Origin of the sequence: Ensifer sp. NM-2, assembly GCF_003024455.1 — a bacterium.
In the GTDB taxonomy this organism is placed as follows: Bacteria; Pseudomonadota; Alphaproteobacteria; order Rhizobiales; family Rhizobiaceae; genus Ensifer; species Ensifer canadensis.
Genome location: NZ_PVZR01000001.1, coordinates 630,534 through 648,606 on the forward strand (window position 1 = coordinate 630,534; position 18,073 = coordinate 648,606).

Here is an 18,073-nt window from a genome sequence, read left to right on the forward strand (position 1 = left end):
CTCATGAGCCCAACGCCTTCGGAAATTCGTTGGCGAGTGCTCCGCGCTTATACAATTTTTAATCGTTCAAAATGAATATTGCGACGAAGTGAGTTCCGTCAGGACTTCGCTACCGGGGAGGTGGCGCGGTCCCGCAATGATTGCTGACGGACTGGCGGTGTGCGCCGCATGATTTTTCCGAAAAACATCAGCCTGTTTGCGCATCGGGTGGCTCTCGATCGTTTCGTCCTTTTCGCGGTTACGCGGAAGGCGGGACATGTTTCGAGCCGCCGGGGGAGGCGAATGCGAGCTGCGAGCCAAGGTGTTTTCCATGTTCATCGATAGAATTCTTGCCCGTTTCAAGATCCAGACGAAGGTGCTGTTCTTCATTCTGCCCTTCGTCGTCAGCATCTGTGCCGTCGGCATTACCGGCCTTTATGCGTCCGGCCTGCTTCAGGGCCGGATGGAGATTTCGAACAGCGTCCTGCAGACGCTGAGCGGCTTCAAGGATGTCTATGCGGGGATGAACAACTTCCTGCACTCGACCACCGAGGAAACCCGCGACGCCGTGCAGGGCAAGATCACTGCGCAGAAGGAAATTCTCGCCGAGACCGCCGCACAGGTTGCCGGCCAGAGCGGCCAGGACGAGTTGACGGCCGCTATCGCCGCGACCGCCGACATCGAAGCCCGCATCGACGGGCTCTGGAAGCTGCATGTCGGCGAGCAGGAGATGCGCGCAACGATGACGGCGAACCTCGATGCTCTCTTGGTCGAACGCGCCAAGATCAACGACGAGTCGAACCGGCTGCAATATGCCGTGCGCAAGAACGAGAATGCCGCCAAGACCATGCTGCGCGAAGCCGAAAAGCTGATGCGCGCCAGCCGCTTCTTCAACGAGTTCGGCACCGAAGTCAGCAAGGCGACGACGGTCGAGGATAAGCTCAAGGCCGTCAAGGAACGCTTCCCGATGATCGGCCGCACCGAGCGCGACATCTTCCGGCTGTTGCCGAAAGACGAGAAGTCGCTGACCGAGACGATCACCTCCGCATCGAGCGAGATCGGTGCGCTTTTGAAGGCGCCCGCCGGTCCTGAAACGCTTGCCGGTATCTCGAAGTATGTCGACCGTTTCCGCACCGCGAGCTTCCGTCTCGAAGCGGCTTCTGTCGGCAAGATGCGCGATGCCACCCGGATTTTCGCCGAACTCGATCAGCTTATCGTCAGCACCGAATCCGTTCTGACGGCCACGCGCCGGCTTTCGAGCTCGATCACCGACATCCAGATCTCCGCCGCAACCTTCATGGGGTCGACGACGGAAAGCAACCGCCAGAAGCTGCTCGACAAGTTCCTTGCAGTTCAGCAGAACATGGCAACGCTGCGCGGTGTTGCAAGCGAAGGTGCCTCCTTCGACGCCATTGCCGACACGCTGATGCCGATCATCACCGTAATGAAAAAGGACGCCGCGTCTCTGGTTGAAATCACCGTGAAGCGGACCGCCGATTTCGACGCCGCCGGCCAGTCGATCAACCAGATCTGGAGCGACCTGACCGGTTTTGCCGAACAGCAGAAGGTTGCCGCCGGCACCGAGCGCCAGGAAGCAAACCAGATCTCCGTGGCCGCGACTGTTGCAGGCGTCGTCATCGCCCTGCTTGCCGGCATCGCCCTGACGCTGACGCTGAAGAAGCCGATCGGTCAGATCACCGCCGCCATGCGTCGCCTGGCAGACGGCCGCCTCGATACCTCCATTGACGGCGACGCCCGTCAGGACGAGATCGGCGACATGGCCCGCGCCTTGGGCGTCTTCAAGGAAAACGCGCTTTCCAAGGTGCGCATCGAGGCAGAAAGCGAAGAACAGCGCGCCCGCGCCGAGATCGAGCGAAGCCGCAACGACGCCGAGAAGCGCGAGCTCGATCGCCAGATCGATCTTGCCGTCAGCGAACTCGCCGCCGGCCTCGGCCGTCTGGCGCAGGGCGACCTGTCGCGCCAGATCGACATTCCGTTCCATGGCCGCCTCGAACAGCTGCGCACGGACTTCAACGGCTCGCTGATCCGCCTGCAGGATACGCTGGCCCAGATCCGCGCCAATGCACAGGCGATCCAGCAGAGCGGCTCGGACATGCATCATGCCGCTGACTCGCTGTCGAAGCGGACGGAGGCCCAGGCAGCCTCGCTCGAAGAGACGGCCGCTGCGGTCGACCAGATCACCGTGACGGTCCGCTCGTCGGCGGAGCGCGCGAACGAGGCTAACGTCGCCGTCACGCAGACGAAGAAGAGCGCCGACAGCTCGGCAACCGTCGTCACCAATGCGATCGCCGCCATGGGCCGCATCGAAGAGGCCTCACGCCAGATCGAGCAGATCATCGAGGTGATCGACGACATTGCGTTCCAGACCAACCTCTTGGCGCTGAATGCCGGCATCGAGGCGGCACGTGCCGGCGAAGCCGGCAAGGGCTTCGCGGTGGTGGCACAGGAGGTTCGCGAACTGGCGCAACGCTCAGCCGAAGCTGCCCGCGAGATCAAGGGCCTCATCAACAAGTCGACCAACGAGGTCAATTCCGGTTCGCACCTGGTCAAGGAGACCGGCGCGGTGCTGGCCTCGATCAGCGCCCAGATCGTTACTGTCAGCCAGCATGTCGAAATGATCGCGACCGCCAGCCGTGACCAGGCGGTGGCGCTCAACGAGGTCAACGGATCGGTCAACCAGATGGACCAGATGACCCAGCAGAACGCCTCGATGGTCGAAGAGGCAACGGCAACGAGCCTGGCGCTCTCCAACCAGGCCGACACGCTGATGATGCTGGTCGAGCAGTTCCGGCTCGAGCCGGAAGCCGCCGATATCCACGCTTACCGCGCCGCCTGATTGGCCAAGGCCACAGCGGCTTCGTCCTCAGCATCGCGCCGCGCGACCCACCGGTTGCGCGGCGCAAGTCGTTTGTAGGCTATTCTTGCCGGCTTGTATCTCTTGATGCGCCGCAAACGCAGCGATGCAGCGGCGAAACATCCGCCTCACCAACCCCGGCGGCTTGGGGTCGAAATGTTCGTCCCAGCGGCGGCTTTTCATCGTCATATCGGCCAGATAGGCCATTGCCAGTATTTCCATGGTGATGCTCCTCATTGGATGGCATCCCCTCTTCTATGCAGCAAAGGCTATTTTACATACACAAGATATCGGCCTATGTTTTTCACCGATGAAAGACATGGATTGGGACATTTATCGCTGCTTCATGAGTGTCGCGCGCACCGGCGGACTGACGGGCGCCGCGCAGGCGCTGGGCTCCAGCCCGGCGACCTTGGGCCGGCGCATGCTCGAGATCGAGGAACGCACCGGCCGCACGCTGTTCGTGCGCAGCCAGACCGGCTACCAGCTGACCGGCGACGGGCAGGTTCTGTTCGAGCAGCTCGAGGAGATGGAGGCGGCGGCCCGCCGCGTCGAGAGCTGGCGACGGGAGGGCGAGGGGGCGGTCGTTCGCATCACCGCCGGAACCTGGGTGTCCTGGCTGCTTGCCGAAAATTTCCCGGCGCTCTGCACCGAGCGCGATGGCTTCAGCCTTGCGATCACCATAGGCGAGACCCGCGCCAACCTTGCCTATCGCGAGAGCGATATCGGCATCCGCGCTTTCGAGCCGGAAGAGAGCTATCTGGCAGCCCGCCCGGTGGGAGAAGTTGCCTATGCCGTCTACCGGCAGAAGAATGCAACGCCGGCGGCAAACGGCCGATGGGTCGCCGTCGGCGACGAGGATGCAATCTCGTCCTATCTGCGTTGGCCGCATGAGAACGCGACGGGACGTATCGTAGCGACCGTAACGCGCCCTCGTTCGTTGCTCGATCTCGCCCGGGCGGGAGCCGGTTGTGCCGTGCTGCCCTGTTTCGTCGGCGACCTCGACCCTCTGCTGGAGCGGGCGGGCGAGGAGATCCCTGCGCTTATGCATCGGCAATGGATCGTGATGAACAACGAGGACCGCCATCGCACGGAAATCCGCACGGTCGTCGATCGCATGACAAAATTACTGAAAAGCCACGCCGACATCTTCGCCGGCAAACGACCCCGCCGCAGCTGAAGCGGTCAGCGCATCAAGAGGCTGACGAGTGCCGCCTGCGAGTTCACCTGGGTCTTGGAATAGATGCTCTTCAGCTGGGTGCGGATCGTTTCGTAGCTGACGCTGTTCGCCAGGGCGATTTCCCTTAACGACAGTCCTGCAGCGAGGCCGGAGGCGATTCTGATTTCGGCGGGAGTCAATCCGTAGATGTCCTCCAAGTGCCTGCTCCGCACTTCCGGAAGCAGCGACGTGGTCGGTTCAATGACGACAGCAACGGTTGGGCCGCTAAGGAGTTCGGTGAAGGCATCGGAATTCAACTTCAAGAGCGTGATGCGATATGCCGTCCCACCGGCGCCCTTGACAATGGAGACATGTGGGCGCGTATCCGTGCAGCCACGCAATGTCAGCGCTTCCAGCGCTGCGCTTGTCTGCGGACAGCTTAACGTCAAGCGCCCGCCTGTAGCGATACGAATTGGCGCGCCTGTCGCCGATATGCGTTGCGCGTGTTCATTCATGGAGCGGACACGGAGATTCTCGCCGACATACATCAGGCCAACGCCGATCGAATCGAGCAAAGATTGCCCTTGCTGGCGCTCGACCGTCATCACATCGCGCTTCCGGACAAACTCGAACGCGCGTTTGAGATGCGGTGCAAGGCTCGTATATTGATCGGCGGCGTGATGGTTGAACTCTGCGTCGGTTGATGTCGTACATGTCGATAGAATGAATGTGCGTGTCGCATCTCTTATGATCGTCACGCCGACGCTGGTCTCGCATCCGGTTTGTCGCTTTAGCCAGTCGTTGTAGAATTCGGATTTGACCAGATCTTCCCGCGAAACGATATGCTCGCCACATAGGCCCCGGCCGACGGGTACCAGAACGGTTCTCGGGATCCACGGGTTCACTGCGGCGAAATGGTTGTTGAATTGATCGAGGTCGTCGGCCGTAAATCCGGAGACATAGGGGACATGCGACGCGGGTGCCGCGAGGTCATGATAGTGGAGCGCGGACTTACCGTTTGGCACAGTGCCCGCCAACCGGCTCAGAAAATCCTCCCAGCTGCATTCGCCGAACGCAGCGCCATAGATCAGATCGATCAGTTCTTCCGTATTCGCCGTTCCTGTCCGGAACATGCGTGCCCCCGCTCGCACTAGACCGAGTTAGTATAGGCAGGAGCCTCGGCAATAAGCAACTTGAAATGGTATATCTGCTTGCAAGACCGGCGTGAAACGCGGCAGGCCGGCGTTGCTGCCGGCCGTTTTCGCGTCAGGGTTGTCGGTCTGTGGGGTGCTAAACGGGGCGGCGGACGGTCGCGGTTGCCGTCTGTGGTTTGGGTATGCTCGACCAAGCCGCCAGAAGCAGCAAGGCTGCGGCCGTCAGCACCGTCATCACGCGCGTCCCTGAGTGACGATAACAGGGATCAACAGGTCGCCCCAGTTGCCTTCGCCGCCATGATGGCGGGCCGAACGTACCAGCTCGACCGATACGCCGGCGTCGACGGCTTTCATGACGGCCTGGTTAAGGCGGTGCAGGTCGTTGGCGACCATGCGGATCGCCGCCTGCTGATCCGGGGTCATGGCCGAAGACTGTTCCTCGGCCCTTTCCTTGACGCGTGTCTGAACTGTCATTGGAGTTCTCCTTGGTGTCAGCGGTTTCTCGTCGATTGCATGGGGAGCGCGGCGGGCAGGGATTGCCACGCTCCCCGGTCCTTCACTCTGCGGCCGGGCGGAACTGGTCGTGCTCGGTCGATTCCTTCATGGCTGTCGTCGATGACTGGCCGCCGGTGATGGCCAGCGACACGGCGTCGAAATAGCCGGTGCCGACTTCGCGCTGGTGCTTGGTCGCGGTGTAGCCATTGACCTCGGCGGCGAACTCCGCCTCCTGAAGCTCCGAATAGGCCGCCATCTGCCGGGCCTTGTAGCCGCGCGCCAACTCGAACATGCCGAAGTTCAGCTGGTGGAAGCCGGCAAGCGTGATGAACTGGAACTTGTAGCCCATCGCACCGAGTTCCCGCTGGAACTTGGCGATCGTCGCGTCGTCGAGGTTTTTCTTCCAGTTGAACGACGGCGAGCAGTTGTAGGCGAGCAGCTTGCCCGGATGCGCCTTGTGCACGCCCTCGGCAAACTTGCGGGCCTGCTCCAGGTCCGGCTTGGAGGTTTCGCACCAGATCAGGTCGCAATGCGGCGCATAGGCGATGGCGCGCGCGATGCACGGCTCGATGCCGTTCTTCACCTGGTAGAAGCCTTCGACCGTGCGTCCGGCGTCATAATCGACGAAGGGGCGATCGCGTTCGTCGATATCCGACGTCAACAGCTTGGCCGCTTCCGCATCGGTGCGGGCGATGACGAGCGTCGGCGTACCCATGACGTCGGCTGCAAGCCGTGCCGCGTTGAGATTGCGGATATGCGCGGCCGTCGGGATCAGGACCTTGCCGCCGAGATGGCCGCACTTCTTTTCGGACGCCAGCTGGTCCTCGTAGTGAACGCCCGCAGCTCCGGCCTCGATGAAGGCCTTCATGATCTCGAAGGCATTGAGCGGGCCGCCGAAACCGGCTTCGGCGTCGGCAACGATCGGTGCGAACCAGGTGTCGACCGATAGCCCCTTGCCTTCCGAGGTCTCGATCTGGTCGGCGCGCTGGAGCGTGCGGTTGATGCGCTTTGCCAGCTCCGGAGCGGCATTTGCCGGATAGAGCGATTGGTCCGGATACATCGCTGATGCGGTGTTGGCGTCGGCCGCGACCTGCCAGCCGGAGAGGTAGATTGCTTTCAGGCCGGCGCGAACCATCTGCATGGCCTGATTGCCCGAGAGCGCGCCGAGCGCGTTGACGAAGTCCTCTTCGTGAATGAGCTTCCACAAGCGGTTGGCACCCATTTCGGCCAGGGAGTAACGGATCTCGACCGAACCACGCAGCCGCTTCACGGTTTCAGCGGTGTAGGGGCGTTCGATGCCATCAAAGCGGCCTTGCTGGGCACTGGGAACAAGCTTGTAAAAATCAGTCATCATTTCCTCCTGCTGGAACTCATCCACCATTCGACTTTTGTCGTATGGCTTTCCTCGTCTCTAGTTGATGTGACAGTTTTTACATTGCGCTGCGCAATAGGGCTATGGAAATCGAAGTTCATGGCCTTTCAAAAGGGTTATCTTGTCTTGCCTTTGACAGGCGTGCACGGTAAATTTGTAAATTATGTAAATGTGTGGTCGTCGTCAGAGTTGTAAAGGTAGTGACAAATGGCTGAGAACAAGATCTTTGCCGGTCCTCGTGTCCGGCGGATCCGCAACGGGCTCTCGCTGACGCAGACGGCGATGGCCGAAGCGCTTGGCATCTCGCCGTCCTACCTCAACCTGATCGAGCGCAATCAGCGTCCGCTGACCGTCCAGCTGCTTCTGAAACTCGCATCGGTCTACAAGGTCGACCTCGAGGAACTGCAGGGTGAAACTGGCGGTGGACTGGCGCAATTGCGCGAGGTCTTTGCCGATCCGCTGCTGGCGGCGGAACTGCCGGGGGATCAGGAATTGATCGAAGTTGCCGAAGCGGCGCCCAATGCCGCCGGCGGCGTCGTCAAGCTTTACCGCGCCTATCGCGAGCAGGCGGCGCGGCTAAAGGACCTTGCCGACCTCCTGGCGGGGCAGGGGCACATGGAGGCGCTGTCGGGCACCCGCCTACCGATGGACGAGGTGCGCGAGACGCTGGAGGCGAGACCCAATCATTTCGCCCGGATCGAAGAAATGGCGGAGGCCTTTCACGAGGCGCTTTCGCCGGGCGATGATCTGATCGGCGCACTGAAAGCCTGGCTGAAGAAGGAACACGGCCTGGTCGTGCGCAATCTGCCCGTTCATGCCATGCCCAATCTGCGTCGCCGCTTCGATCGCCATTCCATGCGGCTCTTCATCTCCGAGCGCCTATCGCCCTATGACCAGTTGCGCGAGATCGCCATGGAGGTTGCCTCGATTGCCTGTCACGAAGCGATCGTCCGGGAGTTGGAGACGCTGCGCCTGTCGACCGCCGAAGCGCGCCGCATCGGCCGCTTCGAACTCGCCCGCTATGCCGCCCACGCATTGATGATGCCCTATGCGGCATTTCATGCGGCAGCCGTCCGGGCGAGATACGATATCGACGTGCTCAGGGCGCGTTTCCAAGTGTCGTTCGAGCAGGTCGCCAACCGGCTGACCATGCTGCAGCGGCCCGGCGCGACCGGCGTTCCGTTTTTCCTGATGGAGATCGACAATGCCGGGCATCGGCTCCGTCGTTCCGGCGCATCGGGTTTCCCGCAAGCGAGGTTCGGCGGCGGCTGTCCGAAGCTCAATATCCATGCCGCCTTCTCGGTGCCGGGGCAAATCCTGGTGGACCGCGTAGAGACAACAGAGGGACTGGCGTTCCTTACCGTGTCGCGCACGCTCGATGGTCCGCAGGCGGGCTTTGAAGAGCGGGTTCGCCGCACCGCGTTGCTGATCAGTTGTGAGGCCTCTTTTGCCGATGAGGTGGTCTATGGCACGCTACGCTCGCCCGCGGTTGCGATCGGGGCGGCCTGTCGGCTCTGCGAGCGGCAGGGCTGTCTTGCGCGCGCCGAGCCTCCGGTGACGCGCCCGCTTGGGCTCGACGAGATGGCAACAGGCCTCAGCGTCTTCGATTTTCAGTAGGCGCTGGGACTTTCAGTAGCTGACGGGGTGATGGCTCGGCAGCAGCGGCGCACTGGCGGCGAAGCATTCGGCCGGTAGTCCGGTCGTATAGCCGCGGGTAATGTGCGCCTTGTCCGCATAGGCTTTGTCGCGCATCAGGATCGCGTGCAGTTCGGGCAGGTTATAGAACGGCACGCCGGGATAGAGGTGGTGCTCCAGATGATAGTTGATGTGGTGCGGAGCAAAGAACAGTCTTTCCCAGGCATGCGGATAGACCGTGCGTGAACTCGTCAGCTCGTCGCTATAGTCCATGTTGCCGAAATGCTCCGCAACGCTGCGCACGTAAAGGAACAGGCAGAAGAAGGTGAAGAACGGCACGAGCCAGTAGAGCGCGAATTCGCGCCAGATGCCGAGAAGGCTGAAAATGGCGGCGGCAGCGATATAGAAGCAAAGGCGCAGCATCTTGTAGCTCCGCGTCGACCGGTCGTTCTTCGACATGCGCTTGGCCATGTGCACCATGTCGCGGATCGAGTTGACGGCGACGAGATAGCCGAGCAGTTGCATCACGCCACGCGCGATCTTCTGCGGAAAGGTGAACTGCGCCATGCCGAGCTTTGCCGTCCAGTCCGGGTCGTCGTCGGTGTTGGCATGCTGGTGGTGTGCCAGGTGGTTCTGCCGGTAGCCATCGACGGTCGCCAGCATCGGCCAGGCGAGCAACAGGTCGCTCATCCAGTCGCTGAGCTTGCGGTTCTTGATGATGCGGTAGTGCGCCGCCTCATGAACGAGACAACCGAACGCATGCATGCGACCGGCAATCACGATCACGGTCATGAGGTAGACGAGGATATTGCCGGTATATTCGCTGACGGCGATGGCGGTGGCGATGATCGCCCAGTCGACCGCGATCGCCGCAAGGGATTTCTGTGGCTCGAGTATCGAAAGGCGCTTCAACTCTCTCGGATCGATCCTGCGGTTCCGTCCACTCATGACACTACCCAGACGCTGATACACAACCGAGGGGAAAAATCGCATGCGCCTTATGGTTAATCAATCGTAAACGAACGCGTGTTCTGGCTGGTTGCCGCCATGGTTAACGTCGGCCGCTTGGTACCTGCCGATGGCGGGATCGCGCCCTTCGCCATAAGTGCCCGATTTTCCTTGGCTTGCGAAAACTGGGGTGGCTGAAGAGGTCCGCCTCTTTCCGGCACAAAACCGCTTGAGGTTGTCGAGAAACATGCCTAACCTCGCCCCGGAGCGATCCAGAATGGGCCTGGATCCGTGTCACGGGGCGGCCTTGTCCGGACCGATAATAACGAGGGAACTGCATGTCCAAATTCATCGTTACAACCATGGCGACGGTCATACTGGCCGGTTCGACCATGCTCGCTTCGGCGCAGGAGCGGGTGGTCAACGTCTATAACTGGTCGGATTATATCGACAGCAGCATTCTGGAAGACTTCACCAAGGAAACGGGCATCAAGGTCGTCTACGACGTCTTCGATTCCAACGAGATCCTCGAAACCAAATTGCTCGCAGGCGGCTCGGGCTACGACGTCGTCGTCCCGACGGCGACCTTCCTGCAGCGCCAGATCGCGGCCGGCGTGTTCCAGAAGCTCGACAAGTCCAAGCTCCCGAACCTCACCAATATGTGGGACGTGATCATGGAGCGTACGGCCAAGTACGATCCGGGCAACGAATACGCCATCGACTACATGTGGGGCACCACCGGCATCGGCTACAACGTCGACAAGATGAAGGAAATTCTCGGCACCGACGAGAAGCCCAACTGGGACGTCATCTTCAAGCCGGAACTAGCCGCCAAGTTCAAGGATTGCGGCATCCATGTTCTCGATTCCCCGACGGATGTGATGCCGTCGGCGCTCGCCTATCTCGGCCTCAATCCTGATAGCCACGAAGCGGCCGATCTTGAAAAGGCTGCCGAACTGCTTGCCAGCGTTCGTCCGAATATCCGCAAGTTTCACTCGTCGGAATACATCAACGCGCTTGCCAATGGCGATATCTGCCTCGCGGTCGGCTTTTCCGGCGATGTCTTTCAGGCCCGTGACCGCGCCGCCGAAGCCAAGGCTGGCGTAACCGTCGATTATGCGATCCCGTCGCAGGGCGCGCAGATGTGGTTCGACATGCTCGCCATTCCGGCGGACGCTCCGCATGTCGCCGAAGCGCATGAATTCCTCAACTACATGATGAAGCCGGAGGTCGTCGCCAAGGCGTCGAACTATGTCTTCTACGCCAACGGCAACAAGGCCTCGCAGCAGTTCCTGGACAAGGCGGTTCTCGAAGACACCGCCATCTACCCCACCGATGATGTGATGCAGAAACTGTTCACGGTCACGCCGTTCGAGGCGAAGGAGCAGCGGGTATTGACCCGGCTCTGGACAAAGGTCGTCACCGGCCAGTAAGAGCAAAACGAATTGCCCGGACCTCAAAATCCGGGCAATTTTCTTAAAGGGGGCACCGGGGAAAACGAGAGTGCCCATCGGCTGTATCATTCGGGGATAGATGATGAAGTCACTCGGCAGTATCAGGCGCTCTTTCGCCCCCTGGGCGGATCCCGCTTCCAAGCCATTCATTTCCGTCAAGAACGTCACCAAGAAGTTCGGCGATTTCACCGCCGTCGACGATCTTTCGCTCAACATCTACACGCGCGAGTTCTTTGCACTCTTGGGTGCGTCGGGCTGCGGAAAGTCGACGCTCCTGCGCATGCTGGCCGGTTTCGAGCAGCCGACCTCGGGGGAGATCATTCTCGACGGCCAGAACCTTGCCGGCATTCCGCCCTACCGGCGGCCCGTCAACATGATGTTCCAGTCCTACGCGCTGTTTCCGCATATGACCGTTGAGACCAACATCGCCTTCGGCCTGAAGCAGGACGGCATGCCCAAGGCCGACATCGCCGAGCGCGTCGGCCAGATGCTCAAGCTGGTGAAGCTCGAGAAGTTTGCCAAGCGCAAGCCGCACCAGCTTTCCGGCGGCCAGCGCCAACGTGTCGCGCTGGCACGCTCACTCGCCAAGCGCCCGAAGGTGCTGCTGCTCGACGAGCCGCTCGGCGCACTCGACAAGAAGCTGCGCGAGGAAACCCAGTTCGAACTGATGGACCTGCAGCAGGAACTCGGCCTTACCTTCGTCGTGGTCACGCACGACCAGGAGGAAGCGATGACGATGGCGGACCGCATCGCCGTCATGAGCCACGGCAAGGTCGCGCAGGTGGCAACGCCAGCGGAAATCTACGAGGCGCCCAATTCGCGCTTCGTCGCCGACTTCATCGGCGATGTGAACATCTTCGACGGAACAGCCACAACCGCGGAAAACGGCTACCTCAGCATTGAAACCGGCAACGGCTTTCCCATTCGCATGGCATCGCCGGAGAGGCCTGCCGCCGGCGCCAAGGCCGCGGTCGCCATTCGCCCGGAAAAGATCCGTGTCACCCGCCAGCCGCCGGCGCACGCGCCGGTCAACGCGGTCGAGGGTGAGATCTGGGACGTCGGCTATCTCGGCGACATGACCGTCTTCCATATCAGATTGAAGGATGGCAGGGTCGTGAAGGCGTCGTCCTTGAACGCGGTGCGCGCCGTGGAAGATCCCTTCGGCTACGACCAGCAGGTCTGGATCTCGTTCGGCGAAGACGCCGGCGTCGTCTTGAAGGATTGAAGCCATGGCGCGCGTTGCATCAGCCGTCTTCAGCCGCCTGGTCATCATCATCCCCTATGCCTGGCTACTGTTCTTCTTCCTGATTCCCTTCTTCATCGTCTTCCGTATCTCGTTGTCGCAGACGGCGGTGGCGATGCCACCCTATACGCCGGTCTTCGATCTCCTCGGTGGCCTTTCCGGCATTATGGAAAAGGCACGGGAGTTCTCGCTCGACAACTATGTCTGGCTGACCGAGGACGTTCTCTACTTCAACGCCTATGTGTCGAGTGTCATCATCGCCGGAATCTCGACGGTGCTGACGTTGATGATCGCCTATCCCGTCGCCTACGGGATGGCGAAGGCGCCGAAATCGATCCGCCCGACGCTGTTGATGTTGGTGATCCTGCCGTTTTGGACCAGCTTCCTGATCCGCGTTTACGCCTGGATCGCCATCCTGAAGCCGGAAGGACTGCTCAACCAGTTCCTGATGAGCATCAATGTCATCGACCAGCCGCTGATCATCCTCAACACCAACTGGGCGATCTATATCGGTATCGTCTATTCCTACCTGCCGTTCATGGTCCTGCCGATCTATTCGTCGCTGGAGAAGATGGACCACACGCTGACGGAAGCGGCGCTGGATCTCGGCTGCACGCCATTCTCCGCCTTCTGGCGCGTCACGTTCCCGCTGTCACTGGCCGGCGTCGTTGCCGGTTGCCTGCTCGTCTTCATTCCGGCTGTCGGCGAGTTCGTCATCCCCGATCTGCTCGGCGGATCGGAAACGCTGATGATCGGCAAGACGCTGTGGAACGAGTTCAACGCCAACCGCGACTGGCCGGTCTCTTCGGCGGTTGCCACGATCCTGCTTTTGATCCTGGTGATACCGATCGTGTTCTTCCAGAACGCGCAGGCCAAAGCCGACGGCGAGGGGAAGTAGGTCATGGGCAACTGGTCACGCTTCAACATTGCCTCGATCGTGCTCGGCTTCGGCTTTCTCTATCTGCCGATCGTGCTTTTGGTGATCTTCTCGTTCAACGAATCGAAGCTGGTCACGGTATGGGCCGGGTTTTCGACCAAATGGTACGCGCAGCTCTGGCACAATCAGGCGCTTCTCGACGCCGCCTGGGTCACCATCCGCGTGGCATTGATCTCGGCCACCTGCGCAACCGTGCTCGGGACCTTGGCGGCCCTCGCGCTGGTGCGCTACACGCGCTTTCGCGGCCGCATGCTGTTTTCCGGCATGGTCTATGCGCCGCTGGTCATGCCTGAGGTGATCACCGGCCTGTCGCTGCTGTTGCTGTTCGTTGCCATCGGGCTCGACCGTGGCTTCTGGACGATCACCCTTGCGCACATCACCTTCACCATGTGCTTCGTTGCCGTTGTCGTGCAGTCGCGGCTCCTGAGCTTCGACCAGTCGATCGAGGAGGCGGCGCTGGATCTGGGCGCGACCCCGGTCAGGACCTTCTTTGCGATCACTCTGCCGGTGATCGCGCCGGCCGTCTTTTCCGGCTGGGTGCTGGCCTTCACGCTGTCGCTCGACGATCTCGTGATCTCGAGCTTCACCACAGGCCCCGGTGCCACCACGCTGCCGATGAAGATCTACAGCCAGGTTCGTCTCGGGGTGACGCCTGAAATCAACGCGATCTGCACGATCCTGATCGGCATTGTCGCGATCGGTGTCGTCGTTGCCTCTGTTGTGACCAAACAGCGTGAAGCGCTACGCGAGAAGGACGAGCGCGCCGCTTTCGCGCAGTAGAGTTCAGCTCCGTTTTCAAGAGGACGGCTGGTGCATTTAAAGCGCCGGCCGTTTCAGTTGGGCTCGCCGAGAACCGAGAGCGGCGAGATCACCGCATTCGGCCAGGAGCCGCCGACGAAGAACCGCAATCGCTGGGCGGCATTGGTAGCGTCGGTAAAGGTTCCGGCAAGAGCCAGGCTGCCGCTGCGATAGGGTATGACGCCGTTGACCGACAGGCTGCCCGTCGGCCCGATAAAGGTAGCGCGGTTCAACCGGGCCGATCCGTCGCTGAAGCGCGCCTCGATGTCGGCCCGCTGAAAATCGAACGTGCCGCTGCCTGCCTGCGACAGCGAGAAGAACTCACCCCTGCGGACCAGGTCCGAGAAGGCGTCGGAGTCGAATTCGGATAGTCTGCCGTTGGCAAGCGACAAGGTCAGGCGCCCGGATGCGTCGGCTGCGCGTGGCGTCCAGAACGGGTGATCGGTCGCCAGGTCCAGGTTGACGTTGCCGCGTCCCGTCGGCACCGGGCCGGTGAAGCCGAAGTCGGCGACGGCGGCCGCAAGATCCGCATCCTTGAGAGCCAGCTCTAGCTTGCCGCCACGGGTCAAGCCCGCTTCCGACAGCACGAGGCGGCCGCTGAGCCTGCCATTGGCATAGGTGCTGTCGCCGATATCAAGCGACGCCCGCCCGTGATCGACCATGACGCCGGCCGCCACGTCGGTCAGCCGCAACGGGCCGATCGCTGCCTCCTGCGTCGAAAGGCGCACGTCGACGCGCCAGGTGCGGGCGAAAGCCTCGGTCATATGTCTGGCGAGTTCTTCTGGATCGACCGGAAGCTGCGCAAAAAGTGGTTGCAGTCCGTTGAGGTCGATCCTGTCGAACGCGAGCGTGCCCTCGACGCGCGGTGTGTCGTTGGCAGGAGCGACAACGTCGAGCACCCCGGTTGCCGTCGCGCCGCCGATCGCCAGGCGCAAGTCATCCAGCTTCAGCGTCGCGTCTCCGGTCGTGACGTTGGCACTGAGATCGAAGCTGCTCTCGGGCAGCCCCTCATGCGAGGCCCCCTCAAACCACGCGGCAAGCGCCGGCAGCGAGGCGGTGGAAACCTGGAGCCGCCCCGAGGCGAATGGTTTCATCGACAGATTGCCGACGCCCTCGAAGGAGAAATTGAGGGGGGCCGAGGTCAGCGATGTCTTCAGCGTCGTGTTGCGGCCGGCCAGCAGCGTCAGCGGCTCGTCGCAGGCCAGCGCCCAGCTCACGGCCTGCCCGCCGATCATGCTCGACAGTTGCGCATTCAGGCGCCCGGCAAAGGAGGGCCACTTCACGGTGCCGGATATGCCGGGAAACTCCCGCGCATAATTGGTCGCCCGGTCGAATACCTGCAGGCGGCCATTCTCGATCGTGATGTCGCCGAAGGGGGTGTCGTCGTTGTCCGCTTTCGCCTCGCGCGGCGCAAGCCAGCGCGGCCGCTCCCAGTTGAGCGTGCCGTCGATGCCACGCTCCAGCGTTACCACAGGCTCGATGAGGCGGATGTCTTCGAGTGCCGGTTCGCCGCGAAGCGCAGAAACCAGGCTGAAGGCTGCGGTGATGCTGCCGATCCGGGCGAGTGTGCGGGGGGTACCGTCGGTCGTCTCGATCGTGGCGCCGTACAATGTCAGCGTCGGGTTCGGCCAGAAACGGATGTTCGGCTCGCCGGTTATCCTGCTCTTGCCACCCGACCAGGCGTCGAGCATGCGCTCCATCGTCGGCCGCACGTCCGTCGTCGAGATCACGAGCGGCAGGGCCGCGTTGTATCCGACGGCCAGCACGATGCCGATCGCCGCCGGCCAGAGGAAATGGCGACGACGAAGCCGCGACCAAAGGCGTGATTCACCCATCATATGCAGGATTTTTCTTGTCATTTCCGCCTGGTTGCCCATCGCTTGGGATCACGCTGCTTGGATAGGCTTTCAGCCCGCATAAATCAAATGCGCCCGACATGGAAATGTCGCCAATGCGACGCCGGAGCGGGTTCTCCTGCTGTTTATTTTGCGTTGCAGCATGGTATAGAGGGCATGGAGTAGGAGTGGAGGAAAGCATGCAGTCTGAGCAACCTTTGTGGGTTCCCGGTCCAGAGATCCGCGAGCACAGCCCGATGGCGCAATTTATCGCCTGGTGCAGCGAGCGCTTCGGCAAAGACTTTGCCGATTACGACGCGTTTCACGCGTGGTCGGTTGCCGAACGCGGCGATTTCTGGACGGCGGTCTGGGAGCATTGCGAAGTCATCGGCGATCGTGGCGCGACGGCTCTGGTCAATGGTAACAGCATGCTCGACGCTCGGTTCTTTCCCGAGGCGTCGCTGAATTTCGCCGAGAACCTGCTGCGGCGCGCCGGCGGCGACGATGCGCTCATTTTCCGCGGCGAGGATAAGGTCAGCTACCGGCTTTCCTGGGATGATCTGCGCACGCTGGTCTCGCGGCTGCAGCAGGCGCTGAAAGCGCGCAGCATCGGCAAGGGTGACCGCGTCGCCGCGATGATGCCCAATATGCCCGAAACGATCGCTCTCATGCTGGCGACCGCGTCGATCGGTGCGATCTGGTCGTCCTGTTCTCCCGATTTTGGCGAGCAGGGCGTTCTCGATCGCTTTGGCCAGATCACCCCGAAACTGTTCATCGCCTGCGACGGCTATTGGTACAACGGCAAACGACAGGACGTCGACGCCAAGGTTCGTGCGGTCTCCATGGCTCTCGACGTTCCAGCCCTCATCGTTCCCTATGCGGGCGAGGCGAGGGCGCTGGCGGCCTCAATTGCCGATGGCGTGACGCTCGAGGACTTCATCGCTCCGTTTAAAGCCGAGGCGCTCGCCTTCGAGCGTTTGCCGTTCAGCCACCCGCTCTATGTGCTCTTCTCCTCCGGCACCACGGGCGTCCCGAAGTGCATCGTTCATTCGGCCGGCGGCACGCTGCTGCAGCATTTGAAGGAACATCGCTTCCACTGCGGGCTCGGCGACGGGGAGAAGCTCTTCTATTTCACCACCTGCGGCTGGATGATGTGGAACTGGCTCGCCTCCGGCCTGGCGGTCGGCGCGACGCTGTGCCTGTTCGACGGCTCGCCGTTCTATCCTGATGGAAACGTCCTGTTCGATTATGCGGCGGACGAAACGTTTGCCGTCTTCGGTACGTCGGCAAAATACATCGACGCGGTCCGCAAGGGCGGATTTGAGCCGGCCAAGACCCACGACCTTTCAAGCCTGCGGCTCTTGACCTCGACTGGCTCGCCGCTGTCGCCCGAAGGCTTCTCCTTCGTCTATGAAGGCATCAAACAGGACGTCCAGCTTGCGTCGATCTCCGGCGGCACCGACATCGTTTCGTGCTTCGTGCTCGGCAATCCGCTGAAGCCGGTCTGGCGTGGCGAGATCCAGGGTCCTGGCCTCGGACTGGCGATCGATGTCTGGGACGACGAGGGGCGCTCCGTGCGCGGCGAAAAGGGTGAACTCGTCTGCACCAAGGCATTCCCGTCGATGCCGGTGATGTTCTGGAACGATCCCGAAGGCGTCAAATACCGCGCCGCCTATTTCGAACGTTTCGACAACGTCTGGTGCCATGGCGACTTTGCCGAATGGACGTCGCATGGCGGCATCGTCATCCATGGTCGCTCCGACGCGACACTCAATCCCGGCGGTGTGCGCATCGGCACGGCGGAGATCTACAATCAGGTCGAGCAGATGGAAGAGGTGGCCGAAGCGCTCTGCATCGGACAGGACTGGGAAGACGACGTGCGCGTCGTGCTGTTCGTGCGCATGGCATCCGGCGCCTCGCTCGATGAGCAATTGGAGAAGGCGATCAGGAACCGTATCCGCACCGGCGCATCGCCCCGCCATGTGCCGGCGAAGATCATCGCCGTTGCCGATATTCCGCGCACGAAGTCGGGCAAGATCGTCGAATTGGCGGTCCGCGACGTTGTGCATGGACGCCCGGTCAAGAACAAGGAGGCGCTCGCCAACCCGGAAGCGCTCGATCTTTTCGCCGGGCTCGATGCCCTCAAAAATTGAGGGGCCGTTAACTTGTTCGCGCTTTCGGAATTAACC

16 protein-coding genes are annotated in these 18,073 nt (G+C 61.6%); 8 read left to right on the forward strand and 8 right to left on the reverse strand.

The genetic code is table 11. The features are described from left to right. Positions 1 to 66: 66 nt before the first annotated feature. The gene (locus C6558_RS39560) at positions 67 to 318 is read right to left on the reverse strand and encodes a hypothetical protein (protein WP_146160867.1); all 252 of its coding nucleotides are present in this window, start codon (positions 316 to 318) and stop codon (positions 67 to 69) included. Between C6558_RS39560 and C6558_RS03125 the strand changes: the two genes are divergently transcribed. After that, complete coding sequence (locus tag C6558_RS03125; protein WP_025425973.1) at positions 311 to 2,836, forward strand: methyl-accepting chemotaxis protein; 2,526 nt, start codon at positions 311 to 313, stop codon at positions 2,834 to 2,836. The two genes, C6558_RS39560 and C6558_RS03125, sit on opposite strands and share 8 nt — an antisense overlap. Positions 2,837 to 2,863: 27 nt before the next feature. Here C6558_RS03125 and C6558_RS03130 read toward each other — a convergent pair whose 3' ends face one another. After that, positions 2,864 to 3,076: a hypothetical protein gene (locus tag C6558_RS03130; protein ID WP_057211550.1), complete on the reverse strand. Its 213-nt coding sequence runs from the start codon at positions 3,074 to 3,076 to the stop codon at positions 2,864 to 2,866. An 88-nt stretch (positions 3,077 to 3,164) separates the two neighbouring features. Here C6558_RS03130 and C6558_RS03135 point away from each other — a divergent pair, with 88 nt between their 5' ends. Then, the gene (locus tag C6558_RS03135) at positions 3,165 to 4,034 is read left to right on the forward strand and encodes a LysR family transcriptional regulator (protein ID WP_025425975.1); all 870 of its coding nucleotides are present in this window, start codon (positions 3,165 to 3,167) and stop codon (positions 4,032 to 4,034) included. A gap of 5 nt (positions 4,035 to 4,039) precedes the next feature. On the opposite strand, the gene C6558_RS03140 is transcribed toward C6558_RS03135, so the two are convergent. The 3 genes from C6558_RS03140 to aceA form a co-directional block, all read right to left on the reverse strand. Continuing rightward, positions 4,040 to 5,146 (reverse strand): helix-turn-helix transcriptional regulator, encoded by a 1,107-nt coding sequence (locus C6558_RS03140; protein WP_025425976.1) that lies wholly within the window; start codon positions 5,144 to 5,146, stop codon positions 4,040 to 4,042. A gap of 255 nt (positions 5,147 to 5,401) precedes the next feature. After that, positions 5,402 to 5,641 carry a hypothetical protein gene (locus C6558_RS03145; protein ID WP_025425977.1) on the reverse strand — a complete coding sequence of 80 codons (240 nt, stop codon included), beginning with the start codon at positions 5,639 to 5,641 and terminating at the stop codon, positions 5,402 to 5,404. 82 nt (positions 5,642 to 5,723) lie between these two features. Further along, positions 5,724 to 7,013 (reverse strand): isocitrate lyase, encoded by a 1,290-nt coding sequence (gene aceA / locus C6558_RS03150; RefSeq protein WP_025425978.1) that lies wholly within the window; start codon positions 7,011 to 7,013, stop codon positions 5,724 to 5,726. 228 nt (positions 7,014 to 7,241) lie between these two features. Here aceA and C6558_RS03155 point away from each other — a divergent pair, with 228 nt between their 5' ends. Next, complete coding sequence (locus tag C6558_RS03155) at positions 7,242 to 8,651, forward strand: short-chain fatty acyl-CoA regulator family protein (RefSeq protein WP_025425979.1); 1,410 nt, start codon at positions 7,242 to 7,244, stop codon at positions 8,649 to 8,651. Positions 8,652 to 8,663: 12 nt separating this feature from the next. On the opposite strand, the gene C6558_RS03160 is transcribed toward C6558_RS03155, so the two are convergent. Together C6558_RS03160 and C6558_RS39565 are read right to left on the reverse strand one after the other, a co-directional pair. Continuing rightward, the gene (locus C6558_RS03160; RefSeq protein WP_158071690.1) at positions 8,664 to 9,617 is read right to left on the reverse strand and encodes a fatty acid desaturase family protein; all 954 of its coding nucleotides are present in this window, start codon (positions 9,615 to 9,617) and stop codon (positions 8,664 to 8,666) included. A 60-nt stretch (positions 9,618 to 9,677) separates the two neighbouring features. Further along, a complete protein-coding gene (locus tag C6558_RS39565) occupies positions 9,678 to 9,866 on the reverse strand; it encodes a hypothetical protein (RefSeq protein ID WP_128090405.1) in 189 nt (62 codons plus the stop codon). 89 nt (positions 9,867 to 9,955) lie between these two features. Between C6558_RS39565 and C6558_RS03165 the strand changes: the two genes are divergently transcribed. The 4 genes from C6558_RS03165 to C6558_RS03180 all read left to right on the forward strand — a co-directional run bounded on the left by C6558_RS03165 (position 9,956) and on the right by C6558_RS03180 (position 14,031). Beyond that, the gene (locus C6558_RS03165) at positions 9,956 to 11,050 is read left to right on the forward strand and encodes a polyamine ABC transporter substrate-binding protein (RefSeq protein WP_025425981.1); all 1,095 of its coding nucleotides are present in this window, start codon (positions 9,956 to 9,958) and stop codon (positions 11,048 to 11,050) included. 103 nt (positions 11,051 to 11,153) lie between these two features. Next, a complete protein-coding gene (locus C6558_RS03170) occupies positions 11,154 to 12,296 on the forward strand; it encodes an ABC transporter ATP-binding protein (RefSeq protein ID WP_025425982.1) in 1,143 nt (380 codons plus the stop codon). A gap of 4 nt (positions 12,297 to 12,300) precedes the next feature. Further along, positions 12,301 to 13,212, forward strand: coding sequence for an ABC transporter permease subunit (locus C6558_RS03175; RefSeq protein ID WP_025425983.1), 912 nt, complete (start codon positions 12,301 to 12,303; stop codon positions 13,210 to 13,212). Positions 13,213 to 13,215: 3 nt separating this feature from the next. Continuing rightward, positions 13,216 to 14,031 (forward strand): ABC transporter permease, encoded by an 816-nt coding sequence (locus C6558_RS03180; RefSeq protein WP_107026833.1) that lies wholly within the window; start codon positions 13,216 to 13,218, stop codon positions 14,029 to 14,031. A gap of 53 nt (positions 14,032 to 14,084) precedes the next feature. On the opposite strand, the gene C6558_RS03185 is transcribed toward C6558_RS03180, so the two are convergent. Further along, complete coding sequence (locus C6558_RS03185; RefSeq protein WP_025425985.1) at positions 14,085 to 15,908, reverse strand: AsmA-like C-terminal region-containing protein; 1,824 nt, start codon at positions 15,906 to 15,908, stop codon at positions 14,085 to 14,087. 176 nt (positions 15,909 to 16,084) lie between these two features. On the opposite strand from C6558_RS03185, the gene C6558_RS03190 reads away from it, so the two are divergent. Beyond that, on the forward strand, positions 16,085 to 18,037 hold the full coding sequence (locus tag C6558_RS03190) for an acetoacetate--CoA ligase (RefSeq protein WP_025425986.1): 1,953 nt from the start codon (positions 16,085 to 16,087) through the stop codon (positions 18,035 to 18,037). Positions 18,038 to 18,073 lie beyond the last annotated feature (36 nt).

Coding starts and splice junctions, on each gene's coding strand:
- C6558_RS03125 (WP_025425973.1), top strand. CDS start 311: ATGTTCATCGATAGAATTCTTGCCCGTTTCAAGATCCAGACGAAGGTG.
- C6558_RS39560 (WP_146160867.1), bottom strand. CDS start 318: ATGAACATGGAAAACACCTTGGCTCGCAGCTCGCATTCGCCTCCCCCG.
- C6558_RS03130 (WP_057211550.1), bottom strand. CDS start 3,076: ATGGAAATACTGGCAATGGCCTATCTGGCCGATATGACGATGAAAAGC.
- C6558_RS03135 (WP_025425975.1), top strand. CDS start 3,165: ATGAAAGACATGGATTGGGACATTTATCGCTGCTTCATGAGTGTCGCG.
- C6558_RS03140 (WP_025425976.1), bottom strand. CDS start 5,146: ATGTTCCGGACAGGAACGGCGAATACGGAAGAACTGATCGATCTGATC.
- C6558_RS03145 (WP_025425977.1), bottom strand. CDS start 5,641: ATGACAGTTCAGACACGCGTCAAGGAAAGGGCCGAGGAACAGTCTTCG.
- aceA (WP_025425978.1), bottom strand. CDS start 7,013: ATGACTGATTTTTACAAGCTTGTTCCCAGTGCCCAGCAAGGCCGCTTT.
- C6558_RS03155 (WP_025425979.1), top strand. CDS start 7,242: ATGGCTGAGAACAAGATCTTTGCCGGTCCTCGTGTCCGGCGGATCCGC.
- C6558_RS03160 (WP_158071690.1), bottom strand. CDS start 9,617: ATGAGTGGACGGAACCGCAGGATCGATCCGAGAGAGTTGAAGCGCCTT.
- C6558_RS39565 (WP_128090405.1), bottom strand. CDS start 9,866: ATGTTTCTCGACAACCTCAAGCGGTTTTGTGCCGGAAAGAGGCGGACC.
- C6558_RS03165 (WP_025425981.1), top strand. CDS start 9,956: ATGTCCAAATTCATCGTTACAACCATGGCGACGGTCATACTGGCCGGT.
- C6558_RS03170 (WP_025425982.1), top strand. CDS start 11,154: ATGAAGTCACTCGGCAGTATCAGGCGCTCTTTCGCCCCCTGGGCGGAT.
- C6558_RS03175 (WP_025425983.1), top strand. CDS start 12,301: ATGGCGCGCGTTGCATCAGCCGTCTTCAGCCGCCTGGTCATCATCATC.
- C6558_RS03180 (WP_107026833.1), top strand. CDS start 13,216: ATGGGCAACTGGTCACGCTTCAACATTGCCTCGATCGTGCTCGGCTTC.
- C6558_RS03185 (WP_025425985.1), bottom strand. CDS start 15,908: ATGACAAGAAAAATCCTGCATATGATGGGTGAATCACGCCTTTGGTCG.
- C6558_RS03190 (WP_025425986.1), top strand. CDS start 16,085: ATGCAGTCTGAGCAACCTTTGTGGGTTCCCGGTCCAGAGATCCGCGAG.